Source organism: Pseudomonas sp. DR48, from assembly GCF_019823085.1.
Lineage (GTDB): Bacteria > Pseudomonadota > Gammaproteobacteria > Pseudomonadales > Pseudomonadaceae > Aquipseudomonas.
Genome location: NZ_CP081946.1, coordinates 4818071 through 4834525, shown reverse-complemented (window position 1 = coordinate 4834525; position 16455 = coordinate 4818071). Strand labels below are relative to the sequence as shown.

Below are 16455 nucleotides of genomic sequence, written 5' to 3'. Positions count from 1 at the left end.
CACTGGTCGCCGCGCTCAGCCGCTGCGCGTCGTGCATGGCTTGCCACAGCAATGGGATTGCCCACGCCAACTGATCCGCATTTTTCCGCGCCGGGTGCCTCTGTACCAAAACGGCCCCTCGTCCAACAATGAGCGACGCACGGGCACAGTTTGTTAATATCCACGCGCTTTTTTCGTCTGACTCATCAGACGCAGTCGTTCTCAAGTCGCAACACAGGAATGCTTTTCCATGAGTACGTTGTATACCCGTCGCACGGTCCTGCGCGGCATGAGCCTGTTGAGCCTTGGCCTGCTCGCCGGCTGCGATGGCGGCAGCAAGCTGTCGTTCAAGTACGGCAAGGACCTCAGCGACAAGATCATGGGGCGTACCTTCAAGCTCAAGAACGCCCAGGGCGAAACGAAGATGCTGACCAGCTATCGCGGCCTGATGCCGATGGTGTTCTTCGGCTTCACCCAGTGCCCGGCGGTCTGCCCGACGACACTGGCCCGGGCGGCGCAGGCGAAGAAGCTGATGGGGCGCGACGGCGAAAAGCTGCAAGTGATCTTCATCACCCTGGACCCCGAACGCGATACGCCGCAGATGCTCGACGCTTACGTCAAATCGTTCGATCCGAGTTTCGAAGCGCTGCATGGCTCGCTCGAAGAAACCGCTGAAACCGCCAAGGAGTTCGGCGTGTTCTTTGAAAAAATCCCCAGCGGGTCGAGCTACACCCTGTCCCACACGGCTACCAGCTTCGTCTTCGACTCCCGGGGCAATTTGCGCCTGGGGCTGTCCGCGTCCCTTACCGCCCAAGAGTGTGCAGACGATCTGCTCACCGTCATGGAAGTCTGCTAATGAATTCGATGTGCGCAAAAACCGCTGTCTCGCGACGTATCAAACAACTGGTCCTGGGCTGCTCCCTGATCGGCCTGGCGTGGCAGGTCTGCGCGCAAACCCAGGTGCAAGACGCCTGGGTCCGCGCAACGGTTGCCGGCCAGCCGTCGACCGGCGCCTTCATGACCCTGCAAGCTGACAGCGACAGCAAATTGCTCAGCGTGCAGTCGCCTGTCGCAAAAACCGTGCAGATTCACCAATCCACCATGAAGGACGACGTGATGAGCATGCGTCAGGTCGAATCCGTCGCGCTGCCGGCCGGCAAACCGGTGAGTTTTGATCCCCACAGCTACCACATCATGCTGATTGACCTGACGGCCCAGGTTCAGGAAGGCAGCAAAGTGCCCCTGACGCTGATCGTGGAAAACGCCAAGGGCGAGAAAGAAACGATCGAGGTGCAAGCCGACGCCCGGGCACTCGGCATGGCGGATCACAGCAAGATGCACTGACGGTTGGGCCAGCGACTCTTATTTGACGAGTCGCTTTTCCTTGGAAGGCCGGTAACCGAAATACGAGCTGTAACACTTGCTGAAATGGCTCGGCGACACGAAACCACACGCTACCAACACGTCCACCTGCGACAGCTCGGTGTGCTGGAGCAGTCGACGTGCCTCGGTGATGCGCAATTCCATGTAATAGCGCTGCGGCGTCGTGCCCAGTTGCTCCTTGAACAAGCGTTCCAGTTGTCGCCGTGAACGCCCCGCATAGACCGCCAGTTGTTCCAGCTCCAAAGGCTCCTCGAGGTTGGCGTCCATCAACTTCACCACCTCACGCAAGGGCGCACTCACGCAGATGTTTTCCGTCGGTTTGATACGCCGGTAGCGCGATTCCTCAAACGCCAGAATGTCCTCAATTCCCTCGACCAGCGCTTTGCCGTGCAGGCTCTTGATCCAGTCCAGCGCCATGTGGAAGGCCCCGGACGGGCTGGACGCAGTCAGCCGGTCTCGATCAATGATGTAGGGTTCGCTGCTGACCTGCGTGACCTTGCAGAAATCGGCGAGCGCGGGGCGATGTTCGGGGTGAATCGCGCAACGGTAGCCGTCAAGCAAACCGGCCTTGCCCAGAAACCATGCACCGTTCCACAGCCCGGCCAGGCTGACACCCTGCTCTGCCGCCGTGCGCAACAGGGTGATGAACCCCTCGCTGGCTTTCAGCTCAGTCCGGTAGCCGCCACAAACGACCAGCAAGTCCAGCTCCTTGATCGCCGCACAATCGATACGCGCGTCGGGTCGAATGACCAGGCCCAGGTCGCTGACGACCTCCCCTTCGTTGAGGCCGAAGGTGCGCGTAGAAAACGTGTCCGGCCGCAGCAGGTTCGCCGTGACCAGCGTATCCAGCGCCTGGGTAAACGCGGGCAGCGAGAAATGTTCGAGCAGCAGGAAGCCTGCCCGAACCGTTTGCCTGGTTTCGCCGGGTTGCTCATTCAGATAGCGCAGGTTTTTTCCCTTCATGCCCCCGCTGAATTGGCGTCGTTCGATCAATGTCCGATCACTCCGTTGCGTTTACGAACAAAGCGCCATGTTACCCCACAGCGCCTCCACGGCGTATCCACTCGCCTTGGCCAGAGCGTAAACGGACGCTCTGCCTCAGTTATTTATACTCAAATGCCAGCTTAATAATATTTTACCGATACCAGGGTCATCCCTAGTCTTGAGCCCAAGAAATGGCAGGTCGTTCGCGACCGAACTCCAACTTCGAAGGGTATTGAGATGACCTCTGAAACAATAAAAACAGATACGCTGATTGTTGGCGCCGGTCAGGCTGGCGTGGCCATGAGTGAACACTTGAGCAAACTCGGTGTGCCGCACCTGGTGCTGGAGCGCAACCGTATTGCCGAGCGCTGGCGCACCGGGCGCTGGGATTCGCTGGTCGCGAACGGTCCGGCATGGCATGACCGCTTTCCAGGCCTCGATTTCGACGACCTCAGCCCCGACGAATTTGCGCCCAAAGAACGCGTCGCCGATTACTTCGAAGCCTACGCGAAGAAATTCAACGCACCGATCCGCACCGGCGTGGATGTGCTGAAAGTCGAGCGCAACGTCGGTCGCCCGGGTTTCACCATTGAAACCTCTGAAGGCGTGATCGAAGCCAACCGCGTAGTGGCGGCGACCGGGCCTTTCCAGCGGCCGGTCATCCCGCCGATTGCGCCAAACGACCAGCCTTTCCTGCAGATCCACTCAGCGGACTACCGCAACCCGGCGCAACTGCCCGAAGGCGCGGTGTTGGTGGTCGGCGCGGGCTCGTCCGGCGTGCAGATCGCCGATGAATTGCAACGGGCCGGCAAGAAGGTTTACCTCTCCGTCGGCGCCCACGACCGCCCGCCTCGCGCTTACCGCAACCGGGATTTCTGCTGGTGGCTGGGCGTGTTGGGCGAGTGGGACCAAGCGGCGATGAAACCGGGCCGCGAACACGTCACCATCGCGGTGAGCGGCGCCCATGGCGGCCGCACCGTGGATTTCCGTGGCCTGGCGCATCGCGGCATGACCCTGGTCGGTCTGACCCAATCGTTCAACGGCGCCGTGGCGACCTTCCAGCCCAACCTGGCTGAAAACCTGGCCCGTGGTGACGAGAACTATCTGGCGCTGCTCAATGCCGCCGATGCCTACATCGAACGCAATGGCCTGGACCTGCCGGAAGAACCGGAAGCGCGCCACACCTTCCCCGATCCAGAGTGTGTGACCCACCCGATTCTTGAGCTCGACCTGGCCAAGGCCGGCGTGACCTCGATCATCTGGGCCACCGGTTTTGCCACCGACTACAGCTGGCTCAAGGTCAATGCCTTCGACGACAAAGGCAAGCCACAGCATCAGCGCGGCGTGTCGAGCGAGCCGGGAGTGTATTTCCTCGGGCTGCCGTGGCAGTCGCGTCGCGGGTCTTCGTTCATCTGGGGCGTTTGGCACGACGCCAAGTACGTGGCGGATCACATCGCCATCCAGCGTTCCTACCTCGACTACCACGATGCGGCGCAGCGCGCGGCAGAAGCCGTCCCGGTCGCCCATAAAACCACGGTCAGTGCTTAAGCCTTTTTCTGTCAGGAGCTAGAAATGTCCACGCCAACCCATACCCGTATTCGCATGTTCAACACCAAGGAAACCTACCCGAACCAGAGCCTGGACAACGATTTGTGCCAGGCCGTCCGGGCCGGCAACACCGTTTATGTTCGTGGCCAGGTCGGCACCGATTTCGAGGGCAATCTGGTGGGCCTGGGTGACCCGCGTGCGCAAGCCGAGCAAGCGATGCGCAACGTCAAGCAGTTGCTGGAAGAAGCCGGCAGCGACCTTAACCACATCGTCAAAACCACGACTTACCTGATCGATCCGCGGTATCGCGAGCCGGTGTATCAGGAAGTCGGGAAGTGGCTCAAAGGCGTGTTCCCGATTTCCACCGGGCTGGTGGTATCGGCACTCGGGCAGCCGCAGTGGTTGATGGAGATTGATGTGATTGCGGTGATTCCTGAGTAAGCAGGCAGACCGAGTCGCGGCCTTCGCGAGCAAGCCCGCTCCCACAGGGGATCTTCAGCGAACAGACAATTTGTGAGCGATACCGATCCAAATGTGGGAGCGGGCTTGCTCGCGAAGGCGCCAGAGCAGACACCCCCCTCTCCAAGGCAAACCAAGGAGCAAAACCATGACCTTCTCCATCGCCGCCCGTTGCCCCGAAACCGGTCAGTTCGGCATCGCGATCAGTTCCTCCAGCATCGCCGTCGGCGCCCGTTGCCCCTGGCTGCTGCCGGGTGTCGGTGCGGTCTCCACGCAAAACATCACCCTGCCGTCATTAGGCCCGGACGTCCTCGCCCTGATGGAACAAGGCCTCGCCCCCGCCGAGGCGCTGGACAAAGTGCTCACGCGCAACGGCTACAGCCAATACCGCCAGATCACCGCCATCGACCACCTCGGCCAGACCGCGCATTTCAGCGGCGCGCAAACCCTGGGCAACCACAACGCCGTGTCCGGCGAGCAGTGCGTCGCCGCCGGCAATATGCTCGCGGACCGCTCGGTGATCGCGGCGATGGTCGAGGCGTTCGAGCATGGTGAAGGTCAACTCGCCGACCGCTTGCTCGCGGCCATGAAAGCAGCCATCGCAGCAGGCGGCGAAGCCGGGCCGGTGCATTCGGCAGCGCTGGTGGTGGTCGGCGAATTGACCTGGCCAATCATCAACCTGCGGGTCGATTGGGCGGACGAAAACCCCATCGGCGCGTTGGAAAAACTCTGGGACGCCTACCGCCCACAGGTTCAGGACTACATCGACCGCGCCCTCGCGCCCGATAAATCGCCGGGCTACGGCGTCGCCGGAGACGACCGATGATCAGCAGCCGCGATTTGCTGCAAACCCTGGTGGCGTTCGACACCACGAGCCGCGAATCCAACCTGCAACTCATCGAGTTCGTGCGCGACTACCTCGCCGGCTTCGACGTGCAGTGCGAGCTGATCTACAACGAACAACGCAGCAAGGCCAATCTGTTCGCCACGATTGGCCCGGCGCAGCTGCCGGGCATCGTCCTGTCGGGACACACCGACGTGGTGCCGGTCGATGGCCAGCCGTGGACCGTGCCGCCATTCGAACTCACCGAGCGCGAAGGCAAACTGTACGGTCGCGGCACGGCGGACATGAAAGGCTACATCGCCTGCGTGCTGGCCCTCGTCCCTTCCCTGGTGAACGCATCGCTGCGGCGGCCCGTGCACATTGCGCTGTCCTACGATGAAGAAATCGGCTGCCTCGGCGTGCGCTCGCTGCTGGCAGAATTGCAACAACGTCCGGTCAAACCGATGCTCTGCATCATTGGCGAACCGACCGAACTCAAACCGGTGCTCGGGCATAAAGGAAAACTGGCGATGCGCTGCGACATTCACGGCCAAGCCTGCCACTCCGCCTACGCGCCGCTCGGGGTCAACGCCATCGAATACGCTGCCGAACTGATCGGTGAACTGGGACGAATCGGCACCCGGCTCAAAGCGCCCGAGCACCACGATGCGCGGTTCGATCCGCCGTTCAGCACCGTGCAAACCGGCGTCATCTCTGGCGGCAAAGCGCTGAACATCGTCCCCGCCGATTGCCGCTTCGACTTCGAAATCCGCGCCCTGCCCGCGCATGATCCGAGCGAAGTCGCGCAGTCGCTGCAAGCCTATGCCGAACAGCACGTGTTGCCACGCATGCGCGCCGTGAGTGAGCAGAGCGACATTCGCTTCAGCGAGTTGTCGGCGTACCCCGGATTGGCAACGGATGCGCGCAGTGAAGCGGCTGAATTGATTGCTGCGTTCTGCGGCTCCCGAGAATTCGGCACCGTGGCGTTCGGCACCGAGGGCGGCCTGTTCGACGCGGCTGGAATCCCCACCGTCGTCTGCGGCCCCGGCAGCATGGACCAAGGCCATAAACCGGACGAATTCGTCAGCCTCGAACAACTCAACGCCTGCGATGCCATGCTGCAGAGGATGCTGCTATCGATCAGCACCTGACAAAAATTTCAAACCCCCAAAAAACCCTGTGGGAGCGGGCTTGCTCGCGAAGGCTGACTAACATTCAACATCTGTGTTGACTGCTAATCCGCCTTCGCGAGCAAGCCCGCTCCCACAGGTTTTTCGGCTGCCCAACGGCATACATTTTTTAACGTCTATACCCACAATCTTACTAATTTATCTATCCGCCCCCACCGCACATCATCCACTCCAACAAGAAAAGCGTCGCCCTCGCGTGACGCTCACCGAAGTACGTCCACGTACTCAAATTGCCTTGGAGTCCGTCATGGTTACCCCTGCAACAACCTCCGCCCCGCTCATCGAAAAACACACCATCGGCTATGTGCCGCCCGAAGATCGCCACGGAAAAACCCGCGACCTGTTCACCCTCTGGTTCGGCGGCAACATCGCGCCGCTGCCCATCGTCACCGGCGCCCTCGGCGTGCAGATGTTTCACCTGAACCTGGTGTGGGGCATCGTCGCCATCCTCGTCGGCCACCTGGTCGGCGGCGTGCTGATGGCACTGCACTCGGCGCAAGGCCCGCAGATGGGCATCCCGCAAATGATCCAGAGCCGCGCCCAGTTCGGTTCCCTCGGCGCGCTGCTGGTGGTGCTGATCGCCGGCATCATGTACATCGGTTTCTTCGCCTCCAACATCGTCCTCGCCGGCAAGTCCTTGCATGGCGTGGTCGACAGCGTGCCGGTGCCCGTCGGCATCGTCATCGGCGCGCTCGGGTCGGGCATTATCGGCATCATCGGCTACCGCTTCATCCACGTGCTCAACCGCATCGGCACCTGGGTCCTCGGCGCCGGTATCGTGCTCGGTTTCGGCTACATCTTCACCCACGTGCAGACCGCCGACTTCCTCACTCGCGGCAGCTTCAACATCTCCGGCTGGCTGGCCACCGTGTCCCTCGCCGCGCTCTGGCAAATCGCCTTCGCACCGTACGTGTCCGACTACTCCCGCTACTTGCCGGCCAACGTGCCCGTGGCCGCCACGTTCTGGACCACGTACCTGGGCACCGTGCTCGGCTCCAGCCTCTCGTTCATCTTCGGCGCCGTCGCCGTGCTCGCCACGCCCGTGGGCATGGACACCATGGACGCGGTCAAACTCGCCACCGGCTCCATCGGCCCGTTGATGCTGGTGCTGTTTCTGCTCAGCGTCATCAGCCACAACGCCCTCAACCTCTACGGCGCCGTGCTGTCGCTGATCACCCTGGTGCAAACCTTCGCTTACCGCTGGATTCCCACCGCCCAAAGCCGCGCCGTGCTCTCGGTCATCGTCCTCGCCGCGTGCTGCTTCGCCGCCGTCGGCGCCTCGGCCAACTTCATCGGCCACTTCGTCGACATGGTGCTGGTGCTGCTCGTGGTGCTGGTGCCGTGGACCGCGATCAACCTGATCGACTTCTATGCGATTCACAAAGGTCAGTACGATATTGGTTCGATCTTCAAGGTCGACGGCGGCATCTATGGCCGGTACAACCCGCAGGCGTTGCTGGCGTATGCGATCGGGATCGTGGTGCAGATTCCGTTCATGAACACGCCGCTGTACGTCGGGCCGATTTCGGAACACATCAATGGCGCGGATCTGTCCTGGCTGGTCGGTCTGCTGATCACCTCGCCGCTCTACTACTGGCTGGCCAACCGTGACAGCGCGTACAAGCGTCGTCTCTCGACCGGAAAACTCGCCAACAGCCTGTAAAACCCTGGACACCGAGGGCAGATCACGCCGTGCTCTGCCCTCCCTGCCATACAAATGTCACGAAGCCATCGCCGTCTTGCTCTACGCTGAATCAGGCCAGATAACCTCGCGTCACACACTCGAGTACTTACCATGACTGATTTCATCGCAAGGACGACCGACGGATTCACCATGAAACTTTGGCGCGGCGAGCGCACCTGCCTGATCGGCTTCGACGTCGAAGCCCCCGCCGCCACCTTCGTCGGGTTTGCCATTGAGTGCAAATTCCCCGGCGCAGCGGACTTCACACCCCTGCCCAATCGAATCGCCTTCGAGTACGACAAACCCACCGCAGAAGCCGTCAGCGGCGCGCGAAAGTTTTCGTCGCTCACCGCACCGTTCCAGAAATTTCGCTGGATTCACTTCCCCCACGAAACCGGACACGGCACGTTCGTCTACCGGGGCACCCTGATGCACATGCCCGCGGACGGCCAACTGGTTGCCGGCACGTCCATTGAACTGGCGATTGATCTGGACCCCATCAGCTACGAAGGCATCGTCGATATCGGCTTTACCCGTGGCTTCACCTCTTCCCAGGCGTTTGTTGATCGAGTGCCCAAAGGCATGAACGTCAATGACTACGGAAAGAGCCTGATTCCATCGAAGACCGAAGACAGTCTCGACCACCAGAAGACCGACCCGGCAATCTATGAGTGGCTGGGTTTTGAAGCCGTCGACATGATCTTCGGCTTGTTCAACGAAGTCATTCAGGACACGAACACCACCCTCGATGTGCTCGCCTATGACCTCAACGAGCCCGACATTGTCGGTTCATTCGAGAAACTCGGCAGTCGTCTGCGAATCATCATCGACGACGCTGGCGATCACCACGCACCTACAAGCTGCGAGACAAGAGCCGCCATCCGCCTTGCCACATCCGCTGGCGCGGCCAACGTCCACCGCACTCATTTCAAAGGGCTGCAACACCATAAAGTGCTCATCGCTCGGCGCAATGGCGTCCCTTACAAAGTCCTGTGCGGCTCCACCAACTTCAGCTTTCGAGGCTGCTACGTGCAAAACAACAACGCGCTGCTGTTCTCGGAACCGGCGGTGGCCGCGCTATTCGGTCAAGTCTTCGACGCCTCTTTCGCAGACCCGGACCACTTCGCCGCCAGCGACCTGGCCAAGAAATGGCACGTCATCGAAACCCAAGGCCCGCGCCTGCACTTCTGCTTTTCACCCCACGAAAGCGCAAACCTCTCACTCGGCCCGTTAGGCGGCGCAATCGACCAAGCCACCAGTTCGGTGCTGTTCAACATCGCCTTCCTCAACCAGATCGATTCGGGGCCCACGTTCGACTCGATCACTCGCCTCTATAAACGGCCGATTTTCAGCTATGGCGTCACCGACAAACCCTCGGGAATGGACGTGATCAAGCCCGATGGCACCTCGGCTGAAGTCGATTTCGAGTATCTGGCCAAGAACGCACCGGAACCTTTCCGCAGCGAATGGGCAGGCGGCAGCGGCATCACCGTGCACAACAAATTCGTGGTCACCGACTTCAACCTGCCCAGCGCCAAAGTCTTCACCGGGTCCTCGAACCTCTCCGTTGCCGGCGAAGAACACAACGGCGACCACCTGATTCTGATCGAGGATGGCCGAATTGCGCAGGCCTATGCCATTGAAGCGCTACTTGTGTTCGACCACCTGCACTTTCGCACCGACATGAAAAAAGCCTTCGAACCGGCCGCCGGAGGCGTTGCCGGACACCCGCCGCCCATGACATTGCGCAAACCCACCGCCATCACCGGCCAGCCCGCCTGGTTTGAGGATTACTACGTCCAGGGTTCACAGAAAGAACGTGACCGGCAGTTGTTCTCTCACTGACGACAAGCGCTAGCCGGTAAACCTGTGGGAACGAGTCTGCTCGCGATGACGCACTGACAGCCAATACCCATTTGGTTGACAGCCCGCCATCGCGAGCAACGTCGCGCCTGCCGAAATTTAATGAACCCTGCCGACCACCACCCGCCTAACGAAAGACTATCTGGAGGGTAACCCATGCAAATCGAAACAATCTGGATCGTACTGACAGCCGTTCTGTTGCTGATCGAGTTGTGGGCGATCAATCGGGTGCGCAAAGCCCAGGGCAAGTCGAGCAACAAACTGTTGTGGATCGTGGTGATCGTGTTTGTGCCACTGATTGGGGTGATCGCGTGGGCAGTCGCGGGACCGAAACACACCGAACACAACCCGCATGCGCCGCAGGCTGGGCAATGACATCGGAGCGTTCGCGCTAAAGATCTGGAAACTGCGCGTGATTCCAAACAACAAAGCCCAGATAACCTGAGCTTTGTTGTCCCCCCACGACAATCCATCTGTAGGAGCTGTCGAGTGAAACGAGGCTGCGATCTCTTGATCTTGACGTCCGAATTTCGCGTAGGAAACAACCCTCTACACCGAAGGACCTAACCCTCAACAAGCGAAGACCGCACCCCACGCCCTACCAAGCGCTTAAACAACACCAAATCCCGTAACGACCAGCGAAGCCTGCGTTCGCCTGCGCTGCCGCCGTAATTCCGACGCGGACGGCTCTGGTGACATTAAACGCGTATTGATTTCACGTCTGCCACTCAGTTGGATGCTGCCTGGGACACGAGCGGGAAACCCGGCTTTGCGTCCTACACGGCCGTTTGCAGGCGACAAAAACGATGCCTATATTCGACCCGTCGCTGACGACCATCAGAGACAGGGTTTCGCAGCCCTAAAAGAAGATCACCAATTCCGTCGGACATGACACGGTCGGTTTCCGTCTGTGAATGGACTTTGACGACTTTGATTAATTTTTTAGGACTATAAGCATGTCAACCCTAAACTCGCCCCGCCGCTTCACCCCAATGTCCCAACTTGCCACCGAATACCCCGTCCTGCTCATCGACTACGATGCTCCACTGCGCGAACTCCACAACTGCGTCAGCGAACGCCTCAACGCCGTCCTCAAATACCTCAACCTCATGGCCTGCACCAGCCTCCCCGACTACGCCGAACACGACATCAACACCGTCACCAACATCGCCCGGATTATGGTTCAGGATGTGAGCGATGTGTTTCGGGTGATTGAGCAGCGTGGGTTTGATGCGCCTCAGGGGCAGTGAACGAATTTCAATCCAAAAAAAACCCGCGTTGATGCGGGTTTTTGTTAGTTGATCATGTGCTGTAGTTCCAGCTTTTGATTGGGCGCTGGATTCAGAGGATTGTGCCAAGCGACAATCGGCCAGAAGCGGCCGCTCGGGTATACATTTAATTCCACGGTCTACAACTGCTATCGTAACTGTTCACCCACAAAGGTCTCATAGCTGCACGGCTTTTGTTTTTTTAGAGGATTTCCTTGCCAGCGAGCTAGACGACGCTCTAGGCTCGGTCTGCTCTCGGACATACGGCATCTATCAAATAGCTCATAGGGAAAATGGCTGTGATCAAGAACATACTGATGATCGTTGGCTCCCTCGCTCTAGCTGGTTGCGCAAACCCCTACGCCAAAAGCTACAAGTCACTTTCTAATCCGGAATATATCGCCGCCTATCGAACAGCTCCCGCTCCTGCGGAGCCGACTTTAGCGCTCGGCACAAACCCGGTCCAGGACGTTCAGACATACTATGAAAACAGCTATGAAGCACTTGGTTTTAGTATGTTCAGCGACGAATTATCGACACAGCAGAAAGCAATTGAGCAAGGTCGGGTAGTTGGTGCTGATCTGGTTGTCTACTACGAGCCCGTTTACCAGCGTACCAACACCCAAGCTGTACCGGTATCACTTCCCACTCAGCAAACTGTGAGTAGTTATGGGCAAGCGACCGCTTACAATAACTATGGCGGATCAGCCACTGCATATGGCTCTTCGTATGGAACTGTTTCCGGGCAACAATGGACTGCGATCCAAGTTAGTCGGGATAGCTACTTTCAGACCGCCACGTACTACGTTAGGACCAACCAGCCCTTAGGACTGCATTTCCGCGCACCTACTACTGCGGAAGCTCAAGCTCTTGGCACACAGCGTGCTGTTGTGATTACCTCCATTGTGCGCGGTTCTGCGGCCTATCAAGCGGATCTCCTTCCTGGAGATACAATTCTTAAAGCAGATAATCTTTCCGTTGACCAAATTCCTAATGCTGCCGACTTTGTACGCGCGCGCCGCGGAAAGACGGTCGACGTTATGCTTATCCGTAGTGGCAAATCCATAATAAAGAAATTAACAATACCGTAGCTCAGGCCCATGTGGTGATTGCACAGGCTTGTCCAGCCGTTTGTAATCGAGCTGACAAGCCATTTGAGCCAGATTTAACCACCATGCTTCGTGCAGTGAACGGCCAAAAGCGGCCACTCGAAATCATCTACTAGACTAGGGGAGCAATTCATTCCTCACATGCCTATCGCGAAACGACAGCAGCCACTAATAGAGAGTCGACACATGCGATTTGCCTGCATTGCCAGCGCGTTGTTCAGCTTCCTATTTACTTTTGCACAACCAGCGAGGTCAGGAGAGGATGCTGCAATGACCTTTAGGATGACCCCCGATACTGAACAAGAGAGATTCATTAGGCGTGTTGTTGGCGGCAGAGTCAAAATCTACGCAAAAGGCACTATCACAGAAGGAACTCACCTGAAATTTCTTGAGTTCCTCAAGCAGAACAATGTCAGTGAACCTGTCACTCTCTACTTCAACTCTCCGGGAGGTTCGCTGGTTGGAGGCATTACCCTAGGCCGTGTCATCCGCACTCTTGGTTATAGCACCGGAATTAGCGAGTTCGGTAAGGAATACAATTTTAAGGACAACCAGAAAGAAATTAGGGCTATCTGTGCCAGCGCGTGCGTCTACGCGTTTGCTGGTGGCGTACTGCGGGAATATCTTTACCGAGACACGTTGCTAGGTGTTCATCAGTTCTACCGCAGTGAAAAGGAGAACATTGGTGATATCGGGGATACTCAGAAACTCTCCGCAATGATTTTGGCGTACTTGACTGAAATGGGCGTGAATTCACGCGCCTTTGTCATCGCAAGCCAGGCAACCAAAGACGACATGATCTGGATCACCCCGAGCGAAGCCGCCGCACTCAACCTAGCCCACAATGGGTCGGAAAAAACTACCGCTCAGATCAAGCTGGCCGATGGCACGCCCTACCTAAGGCTCGAGCAAATACGAGAGGCTGCAACAGCTCGCATTTTGTTTTTGTGCGATCGGGGAGTGATCCTCGTGAGAGCTGGCATAGTTACCACCGAAGACAACACGCAAGAGCTACTGTCGTGGAACCATGCTTACTACATTGAGTTGTCCGACCAAAGCCGGCTTCGAGGGAGATCCATCATCCCAGCGCAAAGCACTATGTGGGTGGACATCGAACCCATCACACCGCTTGATCGGCTGGCTATCCTGAAATCAGACATCCTAGATGTTTGGCTTGAGAGTGGCGGTCCATTTCGCCGAGGGGCGCAAATGGATATCACTCCGGTCAAGGCCGAAATACAGGACTTTTTTAGCAACTGTCATCAATAGTGTATGGCGAACACTCAATCGACCATAACTCTATACCTTTCAATGTCTGCTTCAACTGATGGCCGCCGGTCATGGATGTCCGCATTTGGCAATTTCTGACTGTCGCGAAGGGCAAAAACCGACCCAGAGTGGCCGGTGGCGACGGTCAGATGTCGGCTGCGGACTACATCGGTCGATACGAGTCACAGTGCCCAAAAGACTAAGGGGTAGTCGTCTAGTGAAACAGGACACCCATTTAGGCGAAAACGCCTTGCCTTAGTGATGTCTTGGAGTGAGTCTAAGAAACATAAAACCCAAGGAAGGCTCATGAATATTCCACCTTTGAAAATTGCAGAAGTCATAGGCGCTTGGGTCGGCTTTTCCATAGGCGTATTTGTCCTCCCAATTTTCTTTTTCCCTATCTTTCTCATTGGATGGATTTTTTGGTCTACCCCTTCCCCCAATGCCGTGTACTCAGCAATTTACGACAACGCAAAGATCGCGTGCTTCATTCTGCTGCTATTGGTCTTTTGGCTTGAGGCATTCAAGGCTGAGTTGGGAGAAGCCAAAACGCTAGCTCAAGCCAAGAACGATCCCTCGAAATCTAATTGGCTGTGGCGCCACTACCTGAATCGCAACAAGGAATTGACCCACCATTTCGTAATTTACGAGAGTTACGAAACAGAGGATCAATCGTTCGAGACCTATCTGATGATGCGCAACACCACCCTCTATCGTCACCATACCACCGCAATGGCGTACATGCCGGATTGGCTCATGGTGCAAAACGTCAGTGCCCATATAGATAAAAAGGTGACAGATCTATTTGTTTAAATAGATCTGTCACCTTTTTTACTTCCTCATCAATGATCTGTTAGTCGCCTCATTCTCGTGGGAGAAAATAAACCGCAGTGCAAACAAAAATAGTAAAAGCCCTAAAAATATTGATTCCCGCTTTCCATTGAGAGCTCCTCAATTTTATTTTTTCACACTTTTCAAGCGGTGCATTGAAGCACTCACCGAAAATGGTAAGTCCCAGAGTAAATGCAGCCGCAGCAATGGCAAAATACCCCTTCCCTTGCCCAGAGACATCGATGATGGAGTAAGCCCCAAAGTAGACTGTGACGATAAACATTACTGTAACAAGCGAAAACACAATCATCTGCGTCACTTTCATACCGATGTTCGCCCAGTAGCCCAACCCACCTGAAACTACAACCACAATCAGTACAAAAGCCAAATCATAGAGCATTCCGGCGTCCAGTATTGTTAATAATTAATATTAAGAGAGCAAATACCCCCCCACACACTAGCAATTATACACAGCCGGTTACACCGCCGATATGCTTGCGCTGACCGCAAAGTACCAAATTCTGACGATTAGCGAAAAAAGGGACCAGGAAAAAGTAAAAAAGAGGTAAGCAGAAAGAGCAAAAAGTTAGCAAGTGGGACGCATTTATTTTTGTCTATTTTTTTATCTGTGAAAACGGAGACGCATTGCTTGGTCCCGTTCGCCTGGAAGACGGACGATGTCATCAACATGAAGTGATTGGTAGGTGTTCTGGCCACATTCAACAAGCTGCTAGTACCTGAGTTTTCTCCGTCCGCATTAAGCCGAAATCCTGCTGGTGCCGAAGGACTGCATTGGGTCGATGCTTGCCGATGCGCCCTACAGAAATCGGCCGAAAACGGGCCTTCATGGACGGAAGCGTTTATCGTAGACATACTGCCGACGACTTAGCACTCTCGGGACAGGTGTTGTCGATTTTTCTCCTTTGCTCATGCCGCGGCCTTAGCGCTCGGCACAACTTGCTCAAGGGTTTACATATGGACAAGGAGGGTTGGGGACACGAATGGCAAAAAATATTACATCATCTCTGCCACCTACTTATAGCAAGAGCCTACAGGAGAGATTCGTGGCAATCAAAAACGATAAGAAGCGGTTTCTGTCTTACGAACTTGGCTTACTCAGTCTTAAAGCCGCACTATCCACCAGGAATGGTGATGCTCCGGTATACGCAAAAGGAATCAAGCTCCATCAGCGAACCAAAGAAAAAAAAGTTTTTCGAGGAGTTCTTGAAAAACTGGAGAATATGTACGTGAAGGGGAATGTGGCGGAAGAACAGCACGTTGAGTTCATCCAAAGAACCGCAGACGACGTATCAAAAGCACTTGGAAATAAATTACATAACGGAAGATTCAGGATCGGCGTCGCCCAAAAACTCATCAATTTGCACCTGAAGTACCTGTGGGCAACCGGCCATATCGAGGAGCCGCCACATTGTCCAATCGATGGGATTATTCGAGATAAAGCAAAGATTTCCTATGACTGGACAACGAATGATTCAATCGAAGCCTATAAGCAGGCTGTAGAAGATTTGAAGAAAGTAGCTAAGGCGCGAACTCTATCCGTATGGGAGCTTGAAGAGTTTCGTCGAAGAGATGAAGAGTAGGCCCTAACCATTCGTTCAAATGCACAGGCCCTGTCGGGCCTGTCGCTTAACTCAAACATGAGTGACAGCTTTTGGCCGTTTTCTGCCTGTCGCGAGAGGCAGAAAACGGCCAGAAACTGCCATTGCAGCGCCAGAATTCAGGCATCGGATGATCCAGTACGCCTACACAGCAAACACCTCAAAACATGTCGGCTTGGACAGCGCGGATCAACTTAAATACCCAAACGCTGCCAGAGCCTCAATCAAACGCAACAATGCTGGTTTTTCGGCTGGTTTTTCGCCGATGCAACACACGTCCGGGTCGCTGAGAGAGCACCAAACCGACACTGGGTCGCCTACCTTCAGCCCGTATGAGGCTTTACGCAGAGTTGCAGTTGACCAAGCGTCAATGGTTTCGTTGAGAGACTTGTAAAACCGCTTCCCATTGGCGCTATAACTGAAGCTCACTGCGCTCCGATCCACGG

Annotated in this window: 16 protein-coding genes; 14 read left to right on the top strand and 2 right to left on the bottom strand. The window is 56.5% G+C overall.

The window, feature by feature from the left end; genetic code table 11:
• The first annotated feature begins 229 nt into the window (after positions 1 to 229).
• On the top strand, positions 230 to 835 hold the full coding sequence (locus tag K5K95_RS21960; RefSeq protein ID WP_222586081.1) for an SCO family protein: 606 nt from the start codon (positions 230 to 232) through the stop codon (positions 833 to 835).
• The gene (locus tag K5K95_RS21955) at positions 835 to 1323 is read left to right on the top strand and encodes a copper chaperone PCu(A)C (protein ID WP_222586080.1); all 489 of its coding nucleotides are present in this window, start codon (positions 835 to 837) and stop codon (positions 1321 to 1323) included. The genes K5K95_RS21960 and K5K95_RS21955 overlap by 1 nt, the downstream gene beginning before the upstream one ends.
• A gap of 18 nt (positions 1324 to 1341) precedes the next feature.
• Here the strand turns inward: K5K95_RS21955 and K5K95_RS21950 are convergent, their stop codons facing one another.
• On the bottom strand, positions 1342 to 2325 hold the full coding sequence (locus tag K5K95_RS21950; protein ID WP_222590389.1) for a GlxA family transcriptional regulator: 984 nt from the start codon (positions 2323 to 2325) through the stop codon (positions 1342 to 1344).
• Between the two features lie 258 nt (positions 2326 to 2583).
• Here K5K95_RS21950 and K5K95_RS21945 point away from each other — a divergent pair, with 258 nt between their 5' ends.
• From K5K95_RS21945 to K5K95_RS21895, 11 genes are all read left to right on the top strand, one after another.
• The gene (locus K5K95_RS21945) at positions 2584 to 3894 is read left to right on the top strand and encodes a flavin-containing monooxygenase (RefSeq protein WP_222586079.1); all 1311 of its coding nucleotides are present in this window, start codon (positions 2584 to 2586) and stop codon (positions 3892 to 3894) included.
• 24 nt (positions 3895 to 3918) lie between these two features.
• A complete protein-coding gene (locus K5K95_RS21940; protein WP_222586078.1) occupies positions 3919 to 4335 on the top strand; it encodes a RidA family protein in 417 nt (138 codons plus the stop codon).
• A 166-nt stretch (positions 4336 to 4501) separates the two neighbouring features.
• Positions 4502 to 5179 carry a DUF1028 domain-containing protein gene (locus K5K95_RS21935; protein ID WP_208667850.1) on the top strand — a complete coding sequence of 226 codons (678 nt, stop codon included), beginning with the start codon at positions 4502 to 4504 and terminating at the stop codon, positions 5177 to 5179.
• Positions 5176 to 6327 (top strand): acetylornithine deacetylase, encoded by a 1152-nt coding sequence (argE, locus tag K5K95_RS21930; protein ID WP_222586077.1) that lies wholly within the window; start codon positions 5176 to 5178, stop codon positions 6325 to 6327. The genes K5K95_RS21935 and argE overlap by 4 nt, the downstream gene beginning before the upstream one ends.
• A gap of 286 nt (positions 6328 to 6613) precedes the next feature.
• Positions 6614 to 8029: a purine-cytosine permease family protein gene (locus tag K5K95_RS21925; protein WP_222586076.1), complete on the top strand. Its 1416-nt coding sequence runs from the start codon at positions 6614 to 6616 to the stop codon at positions 8027 to 8029.
• A 171-nt stretch (positions 8030 to 8200) separates the two neighbouring features.
• On the top strand, positions 8201 to 9895 hold the full coding sequence (locus K5K95_RS21920; protein ID WP_222586075.1) for a phospholipase D-like domain-containing protein: 1695 nt from the start codon (positions 8201 to 8203) through the stop codon (positions 9893 to 9895).
• A gap of 174 nt (positions 9896 to 10069) precedes the next feature.
• Positions 10070 to 10288 (top strand): PLD nuclease N-terminal domain-containing protein, encoded by a 219-nt coding sequence (locus K5K95_RS21915; protein WP_090182949.1) that lies wholly within the window; start codon positions 10070 to 10072, stop codon positions 10286 to 10288.
• Between the two features lie 581 nt (positions 10289 to 10869).
• Positions 10870 to 11163: a fructose-bisphosphate aldolase gene (locus tag K5K95_RS21910; protein WP_222586074.1), complete on the top strand. Its 294-nt coding sequence runs from the start codon at positions 10870 to 10872 to the stop codon at positions 11161 to 11163.
• Positions 11164 to 11480: 317 nt separating this feature from the next.
• A complete protein-coding gene (locus K5K95_RS21905) occupies positions 11481 to 12272 on the top strand; it encodes a PDZ domain-containing protein (protein ID WP_222586073.1) in 792 nt (263 codons plus the stop codon).
• Between the two features lie 204 nt (positions 12273 to 12476).
• Positions 12477 to 13559 carry a hypothetical protein gene (locus K5K95_RS21900; protein WP_222586072.1) on the top strand — a complete coding sequence of 361 codons (1083 nt, stop codon included), beginning with the start codon at positions 12477 to 12479 and terminating at the stop codon, positions 13557 to 13559.
• A 306-nt stretch (positions 13560 to 13865) separates the two neighbouring features.
• On the top strand, positions 13866 to 14372 hold the full coding sequence (locus K5K95_RS21895; protein ID WP_222586071.1) for a hypothetical protein: 507 nt from the start codon (positions 13866 to 13868) through the stop codon (positions 14370 to 14372).
• A gap of 49 nt (positions 14373 to 14421) precedes the next feature.
• Here K5K95_RS21895 and K5K95_RS21890 read toward each other — a convergent pair whose 3' ends face one another.
• Positions 14422 to 14790 carry a hypothetical protein gene (locus tag K5K95_RS21890; RefSeq protein WP_222586070.1) on the bottom strand — a complete coding sequence of 123 codons (369 nt, stop codon included), beginning with the start codon at positions 14788 to 14790 and terminating at the stop codon, positions 14422 to 14424.
• A gap of 664 nt (positions 14791 to 15454) precedes the next feature.
• On the opposite strand from K5K95_RS21890, the gene K5K95_RS21885 reads away from it, so the two are divergent.
• Positions 15455 to 15991, top strand: a complete 537-nt coding sequence (locus K5K95_RS21885) for a hypothetical protein (protein ID WP_222586069.1) — start codon at positions 15455 to 15457, stop codon at positions 15989 to 15991.
• Positions 15992 to 16455: the final 464 nt, after the last annotated feature.